Origin of the sequence: Marinobacter sp. M1C, assembly GCF_023314135.1 — a bacterium.
Classification (GTDB): Bacteria; Pseudomonadota; Gammaproteobacteria; order Pseudomonadales; family Oleiphilaceae; genus Marinobacter.
Window position 1 is genome coordinate 498,547 of sequence record NZ_CP092289.1, and the last position, 17,094, is coordinate 515,640.

The following is a 17,094-nucleotide window of genomic DNA, read 5'->3' on the forward strand; positions in this document are numbered from 1 at the left end:
CAAGGAACTTTGGATGAAGGATCAGCACAGGCGATTGGCCTCAATTCTGAATTTGCATGATTTTGAAAAAGCCGCACGAGGACATCTTCCACGTCCCATCTTCGGTTACATCTCCAACGCAGCAGAAGATGGCAAGACGCTGCGCGCCAACCGGAGCGCTTTTGATAATTACTGTTTCCTGCCACGTGCGCTCGTTGATGTCTCGAAGGTCTCATTGCAAACGGAGCTTTTCGGCAAGCAGTATGCCGCGCCCTTTGGTATTGCTCCCATGGGAATCAGTGCCCTTTCGGCCTATCGTGGCGACAAGGTATTGGCTGAGGGGGCGGTTAAAGCCAACATTCCTATGATCATGAGTGGCTCCTCGCTGATTCCCATGGAAGATATCAGTGGGCCAAATGGCACAGATTGGTTCCAAGCGTATCTACCCGGTGATGAGGAAGGCATCGAAGCACTGCTTGCACGGGTTGAAAAGTCGGGATTCAAGAATCTGGTGATCACGGTTGATTACCCGGTTCCGCCCAATAGTGAAAATCATGTTCGTAGCGGTTTCTCATCACCATTGCGACCCAGTGTAAGGCTGCTTATAGACGGTTTGCTGCGGCCACGATGGTTATTTGGTACCTTTATTAGAACCCTGATAAATTTCGGCGTGCCTCATTTTGAGAACAACCATGCCACGCGTGGCATCTCGGTTATTTCAAAAAACGTCAATCGGGACTTTTCTGGTAGAAGCCACTTGAACTGGGCATCGCTTGCGCTGGTTCGCAAGCTCTGGTCCGGGAATCTGATTGTCAAAGGCATACTGCACCCTCAGGATGCCCTCAAGGCGGAAGCTGCAGGTGCCGATGGAATTATTGTCTCGAATCATGGTGGGCGTCAGCTCGACGGCACCATTGCACCGATGAATGTATTAAGCGCAATTGTAAAAGCGGTGAGCCTGCCGGTCATGATTGACAGCGGGTTCCGGCGTGGGAGCGACGTGCTCAAGGCGCTGGGTCTGGGTGCTAAATTTGTGTTTGTCGGCCGATCCTTCAATTATGCGGCAGCTTACGCCGGCGAGGAAGGGGTTAGTCACACCGTGAAATTGCTCTCAGCAGAGATCCAGCGAAATATGGCGTTGCTGGGAATAAACAGGGTAGAGGACATGAATTCTGAGCGAATGTGTCTGAAAGACGGACAGCCTCTTATCGTTTCATCATGAGTTAGTTACGTATTTTCACAATCACTGGAGATGAAGAAGCGGCCTGAATGACACTATTAAAACCCTCGCGTTATTTTGCCTTGGCCGGTTTTCTGCCGGCCGGGGTCGTCTTCTTGATGGTCTCATTCGAATACACGGGTTATTCCGCATTCGCAGTGGCGGCTTCGGTGCTGGCTGTGATCGCAGTGGCTATCTTCAGTTTTGGCGTCCGCGCCTCTCGGGTCGTGTTTGTGCTGATCGCGATCGCATTGGTGCTTTGGGCCGCGCTGACGAATACGGGGTGGATGGCAGCGACCGCATTAGCGGCGCAGCGTGGTGCGATGGTGATGGCGTTGTTCACCGCCCTGACGGCTATCCGCAATGCCGCCATAAGCGCGCCGGCAATCGTCGAATGCGGGCGTTTCCTTGCACGGCAGCGTTCGGGGTTGCGCTACACCGCACTGACCATCGGCGGGCATCTGTTCGCGCTGGTTCTGCTTTATGGCTCAATATCGTTGCTGGGGACCTTGGCGACCGAAAGTGCGGCGCGCGAGCCAGACCCTGAGATCCGCAGGCAGCGCACCCGCCGCATGATGATTGCGATCCAGCGGGGCTTTGCGTCCACCCTGTGTTGGTCGCCCCTGGGGTTTTCGATGATCATCAGCGTGTCCGTCGTGCCGGGTGCAAGCTGGAGTGCTGCTGCTCTGCCGGGGCTGGTCAGTGCGCTGATGATGCTGGTGATCGGATGGGGTCTGGACGCACTTTACAAGCCGCAAGTGAAATCGAATACACGCCCGCTGGAGACAGAGCGATGGGTGACTCAGTTGAGTCCACTGCTGGTGCTGCTGGGTCTTGTACTGGTCGGCGTCGCGTTGTTGCATACCGTCACGGGAGTCGAGGTGATCGGTGCGGTCATGTCGCTGATTCCAGTCATTGCCATTCTGTGGATCGCAATGCAACAACCCCCGGTTGGTTTGACGCGCAGCGTCAACGTCTGGCAGCGCGCTCGGCTGTTCGTCACGCGCGAGCTGCCCAGTTATCGCGGTGAGATCGTTTTGCTGTTCATGGCCGGCTTTATCGGCAGTTTGGGGGCATTCCTGTTGGTGCCGCTGGTGCAGGCACAAGGGCTTGATCTGACAACGATCCCACCCTGGATTATTGTCGCCGCGATGGTTTGGATCATCCCCGTTACCGGGCAGCTGGGCATGAACCCAATCCTTGCCGTTTCGCTGCTGGTGCCCATTCTGCCTTCGCCGGAGATTATGGGAATTCCACCTACGGCGATGGTCGTGGCGATCACAGCCGGATGGGCGCTGAGCGGGGCGACCTCACCATTCACCGCTTCCGTCATGCTGGCTGCGTCCTTGGGCGGAGTGTCACCCCTGAGGGCCGGGTTGGGCTGGAACGGGGTGTATGTTCTTGCGGCCGGCGCTGCGCTGACCCTGTGGGCGCTATTGCTTTTCTACATCCTTTGACCCGAGCGCATCACACTATATGCTGCGACAGCGCTCGACCGCATCAAGCACGGATATAAGCCCAGCCTTCGACTTGTCGCTCGGCCAGGGTGACCACGGCCGCCTCGACCTCAACGAGCCCTCGGGTATTATCAAGCCCTTGGGCAACGAGCGAATTGCGGCACAGTTGCAGCAGCGAGTCGGTCGCGTCAGGGGTGGCCAGGGCGGTTGCGACGGCGGCGCCGTTAGCGATAATCAGCACCTCGGCATCGGGCCGAGCGTTGCGAAGGTTAGCGGCGTTACGCCGGGCGCGAGCCAGTGCCTCGGCCGTCGGCGCATGAAGCAGCACGCGAAGGGGTGTCATGATGATCTCCAGGAGTAATGTTGTGGTCAGTGGTTGCCGATGATTGCTTCGACACGCTGCACCAGCGGCGCGAAGTCGGGGAGGTCACGACGCTCGTCGAGCGGAAGATTAACGCTGAGGGTCTCAACAACCCGAGCGGGCTGACCCTCCTCCTGGTTGCCTAGTATCATCACCCGGTCGGCGAGCAGTACCGCCTCTTCTATGTCGTGGGTGACGAAAACGATGGCGGCCTCGGTGCGTTGGCGCAGGGCGATCAGCTCCTGTTGCAATCGCCGGCGAGTGATGGCATCCAGCGATGCGAAAGGCTCGTCCATAAACAGTACTCTGGGCCGCACGGCAAGTGCCCGCGCAATGCCAACCCGCTGCTGCTGGCCACCCGACAGCGTATGTGGCCACCGATCGGCGTAGGCATCCAGGCCGACCAACGTCAGCGGCTGCATGGCCCGCTCGCGCCGCTCAGCACGCGACAGCCCCAGGCCTTCAAGTCCCAGCTCTACATTGGCGCGCACCCGTCGCCACGGGAACAATCGCGAGGCCTGGAAAACCATCGACCAGGCGCGAGTGCCATCGTCCTTGCCGGCAGGAATGTCTACCTCGCCGGTCTGCGGGGCGAGTAAGCCGGCTAGCGCTCGAAGCAGGGTTGACTTACCTACTCCTGAGGCGCCTACGACCGCCACGAACTCGCGCGGGTACAGCGCCAGCTCAACACCGGCCAGCACGGTGGTGTGACCAAAACCGAGGCTGAGGTCTCGAGCGTTGAGTACCGGTCCCGCGAAGCTGGCACGTGTAGTTGTCACATTGGGCGGCATTATAGATGTTGTTACAGATGTCGTCATAGCTATCGTCACGGCTGCCACCTTAACAATCGGCGCTGAATCAGCATGAATAGGAAATCGAACAGCGCATACAGCCCAGCGATGGTCAGCATGTAAACCACCACGATATCGGTGGCCAGAAGACTAGAGGCCTCCATCATGCGCTGGCCGATGCCGGGAATACCAAATAACTCGGCGGCGACCACGGTCATCCAGCCTTGGCCGAGGCCAGCGCGCAGGCCGCCCAATATGCCGGGGGCGGCCGCCGGCAAGTTGACCTTGGTGAGGCGGGAAAGGAAGCGCCGCTGGCCGAAGGCCTGGGCCACCTCGTCAAAACTGGGATCAATCGAATGCACCGCACTGTAGCTGGCGAAGTAGTTGATCCAGAACACCCCAATACTGATGATGAACGCAGCCGCCGAAGGGTTGATGCCAAACCAGATGATCGCGAAGGGTATCCACGCCAGCGGCGGGATCGGCCGCAGCAGGCGGGCCAGCCAGGCATGCAGCGCATCAAAGCGTGGCAGCAGTGCTGCCGCAACGCCAACGGTAATGCCCAAGCTGGAGCCAAGAAGTAACCCCACGCTGTAGTGCACAAGGCTTGAACGGACTACGTCCAGCCAGATACCGTCGATCAGCTCGTACCAGAAAACCTGCGGAATCGAGGATGGTAACGGTACCAGGCTGCCTGGCAGCAGACCACTACGCAGAGCCAGTTCCCACAGCAACACGAAGGCAACAAGGCCCGCGGCGCTCAATACGCTACGCCGGGAACGCGTCATGGTCGGGCTCATTGCGCGGACAGCTCCTTGCTTACCTCGTCGAAGAGTCGCGTGTCGAACAAAGCGTCAAGATCCACTTCTTTGCGCAGGGTGCCCTGGCTCAGTTGGAAGTCGTGCATGCGACGCGTGCCTTCGCGAATGGCGTGAGGGTCGCTGATGTAGTTGGATGACGGCGAACCCAGCGCGGCCTCAACGGTGGCCAGGTCGATCAGCCGGCGGCCGACGAACTCGCGCACATGAGGCGCGGCGCGCTTGGGTTCATTCAGCAGCAGGTCGGTGGCCCGTAAATGAAGTGCCACTAGCTTGCGCATCGCCTCGGGGTGTTCCGCCAGGGTAGCCTCACGGGCGGCCAACACGGCACCCGGCTGGCCCGGCAACATTTCGGCGGCACGCACGACCACGCGTGCGCTAGCATCGCGTTCCTGAACCGTGGTGAGAATAGGTTCCAGAATCGAGGCGGCATCCACCGCACCGGCCAGCAGTACTTGCTGTACGCGGTCGGCGCCCATGCCGATAACTTCCACGGCATCCAGGCCAACGCCCAGCTGTTCAATCAGCCAGTAGCGCAGTACGGTGTTCGGCACCGAACCCTGGGGGAAGGTGGCAATCTTGGGCTTGCGACCCTGCTCTTCGGTGAAGCGGGCGATGGCTTGGGCGGCATCGTTGTTTTCGAAGGCCACAGCGAAGTCGCCACGTGCAACCAGGCCGATCTGCTCTTGAATGCTTGCAGCCAACACTTTGATAGGCACGCCGTTGGCACGCGCAACCATTGCCGGGCCAATCCCGAAATACATGACGTCCAACTCGCCGGAGGCCAACGCTTGAACCATAGCCGAACCGCTTGTGAAACGGGTCAGTTCCAGATTCAAGCCTGCTTCCTTGGTCCAGCCCTCGCCCTCCATAACGAACAGCTGCGCGACGGGCAGGATCGGCATGTATCCCACTTCAAGAGTGGTAATGTGTTCGTCGGCCTGGGTCAGGCCGGAGAAAGTCAGCAGACCGGCGAACAGGGCTGCTAAAGGAAAGCGAGGTGACATGGCAAGATGAACTCTGTTGAGAAACATTAGCGCTTAGTCTAACGTTTTTTCACATATAACTGAATCGAATTTTAGATTTAATTATTATAACTATATTATAAAAATCGAATGCAGTCGTTTCAACAATAACTGCTATCGGCTTCATCACCCGTCATGGCAGCTTATGCGCTTTGAGAAAAGCCGCAGGTGCTCTTTGATAAGGTTTTTCATGTCACAACTCAAACGCCAGCGCAGATAGTAGAGTCACGGCAGGTTGCCACGCAGACTGATCGCCACGTTATGGATGTTCCCGCCCTTGGGCGCCGCACAGCCTGGAAATCAATCCAAACGTTACTTTTGCTGTCGCTATTTTTCGGTGATGCTTACCCGATAGCGTGCAAAAGATAAGCCTATTTAAGGACTCTCAATGGCCATTAAGAAAAACGAACTTTATCAGGAACTGCGCCGTTTCGAGGGGCAATAACGGGCCCGACAAACTGTCTCCAAGGTTAACTACGGCATCGACGCCGCGGCGTTTGATGTCTCGCACAAACGCCTTAAGTGCGGGTAAGTTTCCATGAATGTCTGAAATAACGGCAATACGCATAGAGTGAACTTTCACGATAACTATAAGAAAACATCCTAAAAGACGTAATTTTTGGCCACTTACGCCAACAGTCGCTGCCAAGCCAAGCCAAGCCAAGCCAAGCCAAGCCAAGCCTTATCCTGCCTAGCTGATGCGCACCGATGTATTGTCGTTATTGGCCAATATGCGAGATTCGTGAATGGCTGAAGTCGCCCCGAAGCAGTCAATTCGTGCAGATTAATGTTTAGTTATATTCGCCAAATCGTTCTTGTAAGAGCGGAGCATACGCATGCCATCAAGCGATGGTCTCGACCACACCGCCATCAACCCGAAGTGCCGCGCCAGTGGTGGCCGAAGCTTGGGGAGAAGCGGTGTAGACGACCAGATTCGCCACCTCTTCTACGGTCGCTGCGCGCTGGATGATCGAACTGGGACGATGCTTCATCACAAAGGCGGCCGCCGTCTCTTCCATCGACAGGCCCGATGCCTTCTGCTCTTCTTTCAGCATGGCTTCGAGGCCATCCGACAAGGTTGGACCGGGCAGAATGGCGTTGACAGTCACGCCCGTGCCCGCAACACGCTTGGCCAGCCCGCGTGAGATCGAAAGGAGTGCTGTCTTGGTGAAGCCGTAGTGGATCATGTCGGCGGGAATGTTCAGCGCCGACTCCGAGGATAGAAACAGTACGCGGCCCCAATGACGTTGCGTCATGCCAGGCAGGTAAGCGCGCGACAGCCGCACCCCCGACATGACATTGACCTCAAAAAATCGACTCCATTCGTCATCAGGAATCTCGAAGAAATCCTGCGGCCCGTAGATGCCGACGTTGTTGACCAGAATGTCGGCCGACGGTTGTGCCGCCACCAGTATCCCGCAGCCCTCGGCAGAGCCAACATCGGCCGCAACGCCGCGAATGTTGGCTTGCGCAACTTCCGACATCAGTTTGGCGACGGCACGTTCGACAGCGGCGGTTGTGCGGCCGTTCACTATTACTGCAGCACCCGCTTGGGCCAGTCCTTTGGCGATGGCATAGCCGATACCAGCGGTGGAGCCGGTGACGATGGCAGTTTTTCCGGAGAGGTCAATTTTCATGAGGAGAATCCTTTTGTGATGGAGATAAGAGGTGCGCGTAATTAGCCTGGAAAAGCGTGTCCAGATCGATGGCGTCAGCCATCGCCTTGTTGCCGCGATCACCTGGATGCAGGTGATCGCCCGAGTCGAATTCAGGCTTCAAACGGGCCGGATGCGCCGGGTCTCTGGCCAGCGCGTCGAAGTCAATCACTGCATCGAATTCGCCACTGTTGCGTATCCATGTGTTGATTTGCTGGCGCAGCTGGTCCTTGTCCGCGTGGTAGTAATTGTCCAGCGGCGTGTCCGGCAATGCGCCCTCGAACGGCGTCAGCGTCGCGCCGGCGACCCGCACGCCATGGGTGTGCGCACGCGCGATGAGCTGGCGATAGCCGGCGATCAGCGCGTCGACCGACGGCCTGATGCCTTGAGGATCGAACGCCGTGCCTGGCCAACTGATGTCGTTGATGCCGAGGAGGACCACGACCGTCTTGACCCGCAGCAGACTCAACACGTCCCGGTCAAAGCGCGCCAATGCATTGACGCCCATGCGGTCGCCGAGCAGGCGGGCGCCAGAAATACCGGCATTGAGTACCGCCACGTTTCTCGATACCAAACGTGCGGCAAGAAAATCGGGCCAGCGCGCATTGGCATTGATGGTTGCGCCATTGCCGTCGGTGATCGAGTCGCCGATCACGACCACCGTGCTGGCAGGTGTGGCAGTTTCGACCTGAATTCCGCGCAGGAAGATGCGCGCACCTGTGGTGGTATCTGTCTCGATATGTTTGGCCGCGACCTGATTACCCTTCACCAGATAGGCCGTCTGGCGACCATCCCAATGAAAGGTGGTGGCCTGCGTTTTGTTCGGCAGGAAGACGCTGACCGCCACATTAGCTAAAGGTGCGACTGTCAGATCGACCGGATCGCTCATCAGCGGCGCGCCCGGCGGTACGATGGCAGAGGTTTTGCCGCCGAAAGTGATGGGCCGATCCGTGCCGGCAACAATCGCCGACCCGGCATCGGCCAACGCGACATGCGCGGCGCCGATAACCAGCGGCTGGCTGCCATACTCGTTGGACAGCACGATGCGGATACGCTTGCCGCCGAGACTGATACGGGTCACCTGCCGAATGGTCTGATCCTGCAGCGTGGCTGGAATGTTGGTGGGGAAAGCGAAGTCCGGTCCCCAAATCGGTTGCGGGCTGGCCATCCAGGTGCCAATCCAGGCGCTGGGTTCGGCCGCGCTCACGGCAGAGGGCACGGCCAGCGAGGTCGCCAGCGTGACTGCCATGAATCGACGGAGCCAGGCCAGGCGGCGGGCATAGGGGCGAGTATTAAGGTTCGTTGTCATGGTGAGTCCTTGTCTTCAGTCAATTGGGTTCATAGAGAGGCTTGCCATCGGCACCCAGACGTTGCCCACGTTCCAGCCGGATGGCAGTCAGAGCCACGCCAAATGCGCACAACGGCACCAGCGCCGCCACCCAAGTAATACGCTGAGTCCGGGGCCGTACGCGATGACGACTCCGTCCAGCCAGGCACCGATGGCACGCCCAGAATATTGGCCAGCGTCAGGCCAGTAAACATGAAGGCGATTGCGGAGGCGCGTTTATCCGGCGCCACCAAACCGGTGGCAACCACAGAACCGACGCCGAAGAAAGTACCGTGGGCGAACGCAGTCAACACGCGGGCGGCCATCAAAAAGCCATAACTTGGCGCCAGCGCACACGCAGCGTTACCCAGAGTGAAAATCACCATCAGGCCCAACAGCAAGGTCTTGCGCGGCCAGCGCCCAGTCATCGCCGTAAGCAGCGGCGCTCCGACAACGACGCCCAGTGCGTAGCCGGAAATTAACCAGCCAGCCGCCTGGATTGAGACGCCAAACTCGGCACCGACTTCCAGTAGCAAACCCATGATGACGAATTCGGTGACACCGATGCCGAAGGCACCGGCGGTTAGTGCATAAAGAGCAATTGGCATCAGTCGAAGTCCTGTGAATTGATCTGCTATCAGAGGATAAATTATGAATTCAAATCAACTTGTGGAGTAGACTGCCTCCAGGAAAAACACTTGTGAGTTCATTTCAATATGGCGCGTCTGGATGTCAATCGATCAGGAGAAATGGATGTCTTCGTCCGCGTAGTCGAACTGGGCGGTTTCTCTGCCGCTGCGCGTGCGTTTCGCATGACGCCATCTGCGGTCAGCAAGCTGGTAGGACGGCTCGAAAGTCGATTAGCGGTACGCTTGCTCAATCGTTCGACCCGACAAGTGCAATTAACCCCCGAGGGCTGTGTGTTTTACGAGCGTAGCGTGCGGGTACTGGCCGATCTGGAAGAAGCGGAGCGCGGCGCTGCGACCAACGATGCGCCGCGCGGGCGGCTATGCGTGAACGCCAATGTGGCGTTTGGCGATCGCTTTTTGCTGCCGCTAGTGCCCGAGTTTTTGAATAAATATCCCGACATCACCCTCGACATTGTGCTGACCGATGAAGTGATCGATATCATCGGGAAGCGCGCGGACGTGGCGGTGCGCGCTGGTCCGCTGAAGAGTTCGAGTTTGCTGGCGCGCAAGTTGGGCGAAACGCGGATGGTCATTGTCGGCGCGCCTGCCTACTTTGAGCGCCATGGCGTCCCAACTCAAGTGGCTGACCTTGAGCAGCACAACCGACTGGGCTTCAACTATGCGCGAGCCATGGACGGATGGCCGCTGCTTGACCAAGGCCAAATCATCAATATGACGACGAACGGCAATGCCCAAGTCAGCGATGGCGAAGCACTGCTGCGCCTGGTCCTTGCCGGACTCGGTCTGGCACGGCTCGCAGCATTCCAGGTCAAGGACGACATTGCAGCCGGACGGTTGCTGTCGGTGCTGGAAGCATGTAATCCGGGGGATGTGGAGGAAGTCCATGCGGTCTTCCTCGGGCAAGGCGGTTATCTGCCTTCGCGGGTGCGTGCCCTGCTCGATTTTCTGGTGGAGAAAGTCCACTTCGATTGAAAGTGGATTTACGCTATAAGTAACGCAGGCATCCGTGCCTGCGCCCAGAGCCGTGATGTCGTAGTTGCGGCGCTTTGTAGCTTGCAACCGGCGATGACGGCAACGGCAATGGATGCGGGTGGGAGCTAGTCGAAGTTTCGAGAAATTTCGTCGGAAGTTTTGCCCGACACGTCAGGAAAACTGCGTGAAATCCGGTTTGCGTTTCTCCAAAAATGCGCTGATAGCTTCTTTCGCTTCCGGCGCTGGCAGCATTGCGCGAAAATATTTCCCCTCTTCTGCCATTTTTGCTTCGATCGCTGCTTGCTGACTGCTCTTCATCAAACGCTTGGCGGTGCGTATCGAAGAAGCCGGCAAAGCCACCAATTTAGCGGCCTGTTGACGGGCAAACTTCAGCAGTTGATTGAACTGGGGCGATGCTTCATCACAAAGGCGGCCGCCGTCTCCTCCACCGACAGGCATGATGCCTTCTGCGCTTCTGAAAGAAAAACGCACCGCTTAGAGCGATGCGTTTGAAATGAGTGACTGAAGGAAAAATCCTTTTTGATTACAAACCTAAGCGCTCGGTTGCTTCATCCATTGCGGCAGCATTCCAAGGCACGAAGCCAGTCATGCCGATTTTCGAAAGTGCATTTCTGCCAGCTTCGTTTTCCGACAAACCTAACAACAGACTTTTGACTTTTTCTCTATCTGTTTCGCTCAGTTTTTTCGAAGCGAGGAATTGCTTGATTGGAATCGGTTTGGTTTCCGCCGGTTATTGTCGACGGACACCGCGCCATCATCCAGATAGCGCGTCAGCGCTTTCCAGCGTTTAAGACTGTAATCCAGAGCTCTGGCCGTGCCTAAGCCACCCGGCACTTTTTGCCGGTGAGCCAACACTCATTGGTGTAAAGCATCGGAAGTGGGCCGGGCTTTTCATTTCTTATGAGCTGTCGTTTATCCAGTGATAGATCTTTGATTTCTCGCTCGACCTGGTACAACTGGCCAATGTATTCCAAGGCATGTACCTCCAGTTCACTCTGATAGGTCTGGTGCAGGTCATAGAACTTGTGCGGAGCATGGGTCATACAGCCGATTTCGGTGATGCCGTTGCCGAAGCCAACCTTGTAACCCGAGCAATCGTCGCAGACCAGTCTTCCAGGAAGGTGCAAGGAGACACGCCGGCGCCGCCGGGGCTCTGCCAGGGAAGCCCCTGAGCCAGCGCGGCCAACTGCTCATCGGTCAAACGCAGTTGATCGCCGCGTCAGGATTCGCCCCAGTAGAATTTGTCACGATTCACTCGGCGAGCGCAGGGCCAAACACCCAGGCCATCATTAATCGACACTTTCATTCGATTGCCCCGCTTGTTTGCGAACAGCTAAACACAATGAGACCTGGTTGAGTCGAACACCTAAAATGCACTCAATTTTAAAAGGTTTTGTTGAGGCGCAACGCACTTATGAAACTGATCGACCGGCCACTCCTCAACTACTTGCCCGCCGGCTCGGGGGATTTCGGTGCGAATGCTGCTACGCTTTTCTACGAATGGGGTTGTCACCGTCGGTAAATTGATGGGCACAAACGCGTGAGACAGGCTTTTATCTGCTTGCTTCGACTCGTTGACCCAGCGCCGAAGCAAGTTGGCGTTGAGGTCATTATCCAACGCAACACGGAAAACATAAGTTTCAAGACTCTGGCTTTCAGTCACCAGCTAGCTTTTTACCTGTAAGTCTTTTTAGACGGCAAGAACGATTTCAGAGACTAACTCGGCGACATTCTTTACACCAAATTTGTGCATCAGGCTGGCGCGATGCGCCTCTACGGTGCGGTGCGAAATAGATAGTGTGGCGCCAATCTCGCGCGAAGTGAGGCCATTGACAAGATGGTGTGCTACCTCGCGCTCCCGTGAGCTTATACTCACGGAGCGATAGGATCTGTTAGTGATTTTTTCAAAACTCCAGATCATCAAGGAGAAGGGATCTTTAGGTGTGAGTGTCATCCCTTTTGCTCGTGCCCAGAAAATCTCGCAACCCTTAGTCTGCATAAAGCGTTCGTCTTCGTAATAATTGTCGCCGGTTGCAAGCATTCGGTTTTCGCACTTTTCCCCTATTTGCTTGAAATCTGCGGTCGTTGGATAAAGCCGCCGCACTGAATGGTTCAAGACTTCGTCTCGGCTGTAGCCGAACAAGCGTTCAATGGCTTTGTTCGCCTCGACAATATGCCGGTGGCGTACGACGATTTGTGCTACTGGTGATTCCTGAAATCCCAGTGCCGCCGCCTTTTGCGCTACAGATGCATTCATAAACATGAAGTCCTTTACGCAGAGAATTAAGTAAATATACGTATTAAATTAAGTATTTTGACCAATATCATCAAATTTCTCGTGTGGCATTCTTAAGTATAGATTAATGAGGAGAATAGCATGACTACGGGAATATCCATCGTCGGCAGTGGCCACACAAAATTCGGACGTCTTCAAGAGAACCTCGAAGAGCTAATCGTCGCGGCGACGCGTGAGGCTGTTGAAGAGTCCGGCATCAATCCGGCCGATATCGACGCAGTGTTCTTGGGTCATTACAACTCGGGCTTGGTATCAGACGGATTTCCGTCTTCATTGATTCATCAGGCTTATCCTCAGTTACGATTTAAGCCTGCGATGCGGGCGGAAAACGCCTGTGCATCTGGTTCAGCAGCAATCCATGCCGGAATAAACGCAATTCAGGCAGGAAAGGCTCGTACTGTTTTGGTCGTTGGAGCCGAGAAGATGACCCACCGCTCGACCTCTGAGGTGACTGCAGCGTTGGCTGGTGCTGGTTATCAAAACAATTCTGACGAGGCAGCACTGAGTTTTCCGCAAGTGTTTGGCGTAGCAGCGCGCGAATACGAGGCGCGCTATACCAGCCCATTGGACGCGATGGCACGGATCGCGGTCAAGAATCACAAAAATGCGATGGCCAATCCACTGGCTCAGATGCACAAGGAATTTACCTTCGAGCATTGCAGCACGGTGTCCGATTCCAATCCCGCGATTGCGCCGCCGCTGCGGTTGGCTGACTGCTCTCTGATCACCGATGGCGCCGCTGCGATAGTATTGACGACCAACGAGAACTCAAGGAATTTCCCGAGATCAGTGTGTATTCGCGCAGCTACTCACGTCAGTGACTTCTTGCCGATATCGAGTCGTGATTTTCTAGCCTTTGAGGGGCCAGAGCAGGCATTTGCCCAGGCGTTTGAGTCTGCAGGCGTGACACTGGAAAACATCGACTTCGCCGAAGTGCATGACTGTTTCACTATCGCTGAGCTATTGATCTACGAGGCGATGGGGTTGACGCCAAAAGGGCAAGGTGCGAGTGCGCTCGAAGATGGCACAGTTTATCGAGAAGGTGCCTTACCCGTGAACTTGTCTGGGGGGCTTAAGGCTAAAGGTCATCCGGTGGGGGCTACAGGCATTTCGATGTATGTGATGGCTTATCGGCAGCTGACCGACCAGGCCGGAGACATGCAGAAGCCAAGCGCTAGTATGGGATTGGTCTTCAATATGGGGGGGGCAGCAGTGGCCAACTATGCTTCAATTCTAGAAGCGCGGAAGAGTTGATCCGAAATGAATATTTCACATTGGCTCTATCAAACTGCGTTGTCTCGCCCGCTTGCCCCAGCGATTAGGTTCGGTGCCAATCTACACGCAACTTATGGTGATTTTGCACAGCGCAGTTCAGCTATCGGGCATTATCTGGTTGACACATTGAAGATAGGTCGGGGTGATCGGGTTGCTTTGTTTGTGGGCAACTGCCCAGAATATTTAGAAGTTTTGCACGCAGTTTTTTGGATCGGTGCCATCGCCGTGCCCATTAACTATAAATTACACCCACGCGAGGCCGCATGGATAATTAGCAATGCTGAAGCCAAGGTGGCGATAACCGAAAGTGGTGACGTTTATCCTGGCGTAGATGATCTGGAAAGAGAGTGCGTCGAGCTGGGCATTCGAGGCGTTGAGCTCATAGATGTCGCGCGGAATGCACCCCCGGTGACTCCACCGGTCGACACAGCCTCTGACGAGGTCGCTTGGTTGTTTTATACGTCCGGTACGACGGGCCGCCCCAAGGGCGTCATGTTGACTCACCGTAATCTCATTGCGATGTCAATGTCCTATGCGCTGGACGTAGATACCGCATTACCGCAGGACAATTCACTTTATGCAGCTCCTATGTCCCATGGCGCGGGACTTTATCATTTTCCAATCATTCGCGCAGGGGGCTGCCATATCGTGCCACAGTCCTGCAGTTTCGATCCTGCAGAAATAGCCGGGCTAGCGCGAGAGCTCGGTAATCTGGTGTTCTTTGCAGCACCTACCATGGTCAAACGCCTGATTACCTATTCGATCGAAACCGGGTATGACGGAACGGGCATCAAGACGATCATTTATGGCGGTGGTCCAATGTACCGAGCCGATATCGAAGAGGCGCTGAGACGGTTCGGTAAGTGTTTTGTCCATATCTACGGTCAGGGCGAAAGTCCGATGACAATCACCGCGCTGCCCCGCGACCTCGTGGCTGACACCTCAAATCCCAATGCCAGCGCCCGGCTCGCCTCGGTTGGATTTGCGCAGGCCTGCGTACAGGTGCGGGTGGTGGACAAGGCTGGGCAGAACATGGTCGCCGGCGAGGTAGGCGAAGTCGTGGTCGCGGGAGATACGGTGATGAAAGGCTATTGGCGTGACCACGGTGCAACCGCCAAGGCGATTGTGGGCGGTTGGCTGTTTACCGGCGATCTTGGATCGATGGATCGGGATGGTTTCCTGACTCTGACGGACCGCTCGAAGGACGTCATTATTTCGGGTGGCACCAACATTTATCCTCGCGAGGTGGAAGAAACGCTGCTGGCGCATGACGCGATTTTTGAGGTTTCCGTGATTGGGATGCCGTGCACGGAGTGGGGTGAGGAAGTTGTTGCCTTCGTGGTTCTGGAGGCAGGTGAGGCTTGCGAGACCACCGAGCTTGACACCTGGTGCAAGAGCCGGATGGCTTCGTTTAAGAAGCCGAAACAGTATCATTTTTTGCAAGATCTGCCTAAAAACAGCTATGGAAAAGTCCTAAAAACTAAACTACGAAAACGTGCAGAACTACTGGGTAAAAAGGCAACGTCAGAGTGAGTTAGTAGAAAGAACCGAGTTTAAACAATAACAAATAATCTCAAATGATAGGTATCTATATGAAACGCAGAACATTTATGCAGTCAGGAGCGCTTGTTGCGGGTGCCGTTGCCATTGGAAATCCATCTCTTTTGTGGGCGGCAAAATCTATGAAGTACGATAGTTATGTGTCCGAAACAGCAGGGCCGTCGTGGATTGACCGCTGGTACTTAGACGAACTTGAAAAGCGCACAAAGGGCGAGCTGAAAATTCGCCGTTACTGGTCGGGATCGCTCAATAAAGTGGGTGAGCATCTCTCTGCCGTACGTGCCGGGATATCAGAAATCAGTCTGATTTCTCCAGGCTATTATCAGGCTGAGCTGCCGGTGACGCGCGGTCTGGAGTGGTATTTCCGAATGAATAGAGCTGACGCCTTGCAAAAGGTTTGTCGGGACGTTTATGAACAGTTCGATCCGCTGCGTGCCGAATGGGAAGAGCGGCATAATTCGAAAGTTCTTTATTGGACGAACTGGAACTATGCGCCGCTGATCCTGAGTAAGCCGATCAATTCCATCGAAGAAATCAAAGGAAAACGAATCCGGGCCTATGGCATTTCAGCCGACGTGATCGAGGCATTCGGCGGTACGCCGATTGCCATGGCTGCGCCCGAGGTTTATCAGGCGCTTGAACGCGGGATCATCGATGGAGTCTCTGGGTTCGATTTCGTGACGGCCGTTGCCTATAAGCTGCACGAAGCTGCGCCGTATTTCTACGATATCGGGGCCGGCCCGCACGCGCCGGCGGCAGTGATTATGAACAAGCAAACCTATGACCGACTTCCTGATGACGTTCGCAAAGTATCGGATGAAATTGTGGAGGAAATTTATGATGGTAAGTTCAGTGCTATCTATGAGGATGTATTGGCAAAATACGTCAAAATCGCTGAGTCCGAGGGCGCGATTCTGGGCACCATCCCCGATGATCAGAAAGCGCTGGCACGGGATCGCGTGCAGCCCGCGCAGGTCAATCGATGGCTAGAAGGTCCGGCGGAAGAGGCGGGTATAGACGGTAAAAAAATGCAATCTCTGATTGACGAGGCGATTGCCAAACACGATCCCAAGGGCACGCTTCTGCGCCCATACGAGATTAGCCAGGCGTCCTAACGGATAGCGGAGGCCACACCAAAAAGAGAACTGGATGATGCAGATTCTGAATAGAATCCTTAACCTTTTTTCCGACGTGCTTGGTGCGGTCTCCATGCTATTCCTGGCTTTTTTGATGCTCGGAACTACGCTGGATGTGATCGTACGCGCAGTGACCGGCAGTTCGATTTCCGGTGTGTTTGAGTTCACTGAAATCGCCTTGGTGATGATGGTGTTCTTAGGTGCTGGTTGGGCACAGCGCGGAAATTCACATATTCGCGTGACCTTCCTGATTGACAAGCTGTCCGATCCTGCCCGTACCCGGGTTGTCGGCATCGCTTGGGCGATTGGTGCGTTGGCACTACTTCTACTCGCAATTCCGTCCACGAGCGAGGCGATCTATTCCATCTCTATCTGGGAATTCCGCTGGGGTAATGTAAAGATTCCGATTTGGTGGACCAAGGCGAGTCTAGCGGCCGGTCTGTGGTTCGCCTTCATCCAGATGGCTGTCCAGTCCATTCAGTGCTTTGTCTTCGGCGAGCCGGACCAGCAAACTTCCGCTAAGACCGGCACTACCTAACTCAAGGAAAAACG

The 17,094-nt window shown here is 55.8% G+C and carries 19 protein-coding genes and 1 pseudogene; 8 read left to right on the top strand and 12 right to left on the bottom strand.

Features of this window, described 5'->3' with window-relative positions:
- Positions 1 to 13 precede the first annotated feature (13 nt).
- Positions 14 to 1,201 carry an alpha-hydroxy acid oxidase gene (locus tag MIH19_RS02280; RefSeq protein ID WP_249007379.1) on the top strand — a complete coding sequence of 396 codons (1,188 nt, stop codon included), beginning with the start codon at positions 14 to 16 and terminating at the stop codon, positions 1,199 to 1,201.
- Positions 1,202 to 1,248: 47 nt separating this feature from the next.
- Positions 1,249 to 2,655 carry a hypothetical protein gene (locus MIH19_RS02285; protein WP_249007380.1) on the top strand — a complete coding sequence of 469 codons (1,407 nt, stop codon included), beginning with the start codon at positions 1,249 to 1,251 and terminating at the stop codon, positions 2,653 to 2,655.
- Between the two features lie 43 nt (positions 2,656 to 2,698).
- Here MIH19_RS02285 and MIH19_RS02290 read toward each other — a convergent pair whose 3' ends face one another.
- From MIH19_RS02290 to MIH19_RS02325, 8 genes are all read right to left on the bottom strand, one after another.
- Positions 2,699 to 2,998: a hypothetical protein gene (locus tag MIH19_RS02290; protein ID WP_249007381.1), complete on the bottom strand. Its 300-nt coding sequence runs from the start codon at positions 2,996 to 2,998 to the stop codon at positions 2,699 to 2,701.
- A 26-nt stretch (positions 2,999 to 3,024) separates the two neighbouring features.
- Complete coding sequence (locus MIH19_RS02295; protein ID WP_249007382.1) at positions 3,025 to 3,795, bottom strand: ABC transporter ATP-binding protein; 771 nt, start codon at positions 3,793 to 3,795, stop codon at positions 3,025 to 3,027.
- 47 nt (positions 3,796 to 3,842) lie between these two features.
- A complete protein-coding gene (locus tag MIH19_RS02300; RefSeq protein ID WP_249007383.1) occupies positions 3,843 to 4,607 on the bottom strand; it encodes an ABC transporter permease in 765 nt (254 codons plus the stop codon).
- Positions 4,604 to 5,632 carry an ABC transporter substrate-binding protein gene (locus MIH19_RS02305; protein WP_249007384.1) on the bottom strand — a complete coding sequence of 343 codons (1,029 nt, stop codon included), beginning with the start codon at positions 5,630 to 5,632 and terminating at the stop codon, positions 4,604 to 4,606. The genes MIH19_RS02300 and MIH19_RS02305 overlap by 4 nt, the downstream gene beginning before the upstream one ends.
- A 403-nt stretch (positions 5,633 to 6,035) precedes the next feature.
- On the bottom strand, positions 6,036 to 6,329 hold the full coding sequence (locus MIH19_RS02310) for a metallophosphoesterase (RefSeq protein WP_249007385.1): 294 nt from the start codon (positions 6,327 to 6,329) through the stop codon (positions 6,036 to 6,038).
- A gap of 163 nt (positions 6,330 to 6,492) precedes the next feature.
- Positions 6,493 to 7,287: an SDR family oxidoreductase gene (locus MIH19_RS02315; protein WP_249007386.1), complete on the bottom strand. Its 795-nt coding sequence runs from the start codon at positions 7,285 to 7,287 to the stop codon at positions 6,493 to 6,495.
- Positions 7,277 to 8,614 (bottom strand): SGNH/GDSL hydrolase family protein, encoded by a 1,338-nt coding sequence (locus tag MIH19_RS02320; protein ID WP_249007387.1) that lies wholly within the window; start codon positions 8,612 to 8,614, stop codon positions 7,277 to 7,279. The genes MIH19_RS02315 and MIH19_RS02320 overlap by 11 nt, the downstream gene beginning before the upstream one ends.
- 29 nt (positions 8,615 to 8,643) lie before the next feature.
- Positions 8,644 to 9,240: an MFS transporter gene (locus MIH19_RS02325; protein WP_249007388.1), complete on the bottom strand. Its 597-nt coding sequence runs from the start codon at positions 9,238 to 9,240 to the stop codon at positions 8,644 to 8,646.
- A gap of 108 nt (positions 9,241 to 9,348) precedes the next feature.
- Between MIH19_RS02325 and MIH19_RS02330 the strand changes: the two genes are divergently transcribed.
- Positions 9,349 to 10,254: a LysR family transcriptional regulator gene (locus MIH19_RS02330; RefSeq protein ID WP_249007389.1), complete on the top strand. Its 906-nt coding sequence runs from the start codon at positions 9,349 to 9,351 to the stop codon at positions 10,252 to 10,254.
- Between the two features lie 171 nt (positions 10,255 to 10,425).
- On the opposite strand, the gene MIH19_RS02335 is transcribed toward MIH19_RS02330, so the two are convergent.
- On the bottom strand, positions 10,426 to 10,746 hold the full coding sequence (locus MIH19_RS02335) for an enoyl-CoA hydratase-related protein (protein WP_249007390.1): 321 nt from the start codon (positions 10,744 to 10,746) through the stop codon (positions 10,426 to 10,428).
- 26 nt (positions 10,747 to 10,772) lie between these two features.
- On the opposite strand from MIH19_RS02335, the gene MIH19_RS02340 reads away from it, so the two are divergent.
- Entirely contained in the window at positions 10,773 to 11,066 is a 294-nt protein-coding gene (locus tag MIH19_RS02340; RefSeq protein WP_249009083.1) for a hypothetical protein, read from the top strand.
- Here the strand turns inward: MIH19_RS02340 and MIH19_RS02345 are convergent.
- From MIH19_RS02345 to MIH19_RS02355, 3 genes and pseudogenes are all read right to left on the bottom strand, one after another.
- Positions 11,008 to 11,390, bottom strand: a pseudogene (locus tag MIH19_RS02345) (transposase); the annotation flags it as partial. The gene MIH19_RS02340 and the pseudogene MIH19_RS02345 overlap by 59 nt on opposite strands.
- Before the next feature lie 251 nt (positions 11,391 to 11,641).
- The gene (locus MIH19_RS02350) at positions 11,642 to 11,938 is read right to left on the bottom strand and encodes a hypothetical protein (protein WP_249007391.1); all 297 of its coding nucleotides are present in this window, start codon (positions 11,936 to 11,938) and stop codon (positions 11,642 to 11,644) included.
- A gap of 27 nt (positions 11,939 to 11,965) precedes the next feature.
- A complete protein-coding gene (locus tag MIH19_RS02355; protein WP_249007392.1) occupies positions 11,966 to 12,532 on the bottom strand; it encodes a LuxR C-terminal-related transcriptional regulator in 567 nt (188 codons plus the stop codon).
- 120 nt (positions 12,533 to 12,652) lie between these two features.
- Between MIH19_RS02355 and MIH19_RS02360 the strand changes: the two genes are divergently transcribed.
- From MIH19_RS02360 to MIH19_RS02375, 4 genes are read left to right on the top strand one after another with little or no spacing between them, the layout of a single operon-like run.
- Entirely contained in the window at positions 12,653 to 13,825 is a 1,173-nt protein-coding gene (locus tag MIH19_RS02360) for an acetyl-CoA acetyltransferase (RefSeq protein WP_249007393.1), read from the top strand.
- A gap of 6 nt (positions 13,826 to 13,831) precedes the next feature.
- Positions 13,832 to 15,379, top strand: coding sequence for an AMP-binding protein (locus MIH19_RS02365; protein ID WP_249007394.1), 1,548 nt, complete (start codon positions 13,832 to 13,834; stop codon positions 15,377 to 15,379).
- Positions 15,380 to 15,438: 59 nt separating this feature from the next.
- On the top strand, positions 15,439 to 16,521 hold the full coding sequence (locus MIH19_RS02370; RefSeq protein ID WP_249007395.1) for a C4-dicarboxylate TRAP transporter substrate-binding protein: 1,083 nt from the start codon (positions 15,439 to 15,441) through the stop codon (positions 16,519 to 16,521).
- A 34-nt stretch (positions 16,522 to 16,555) separates the two neighbouring features.
- Complete coding sequence (locus tag MIH19_RS02375; RefSeq protein ID WP_249007396.1) at positions 16,556 to 17,080, top strand: TRAP transporter small permease; 525 nt, start codon at positions 16,556 to 16,558, stop codon at positions 17,078 to 17,080.
- Positions 17,081 to 17,094 lie beyond the last annotated feature (14 nt).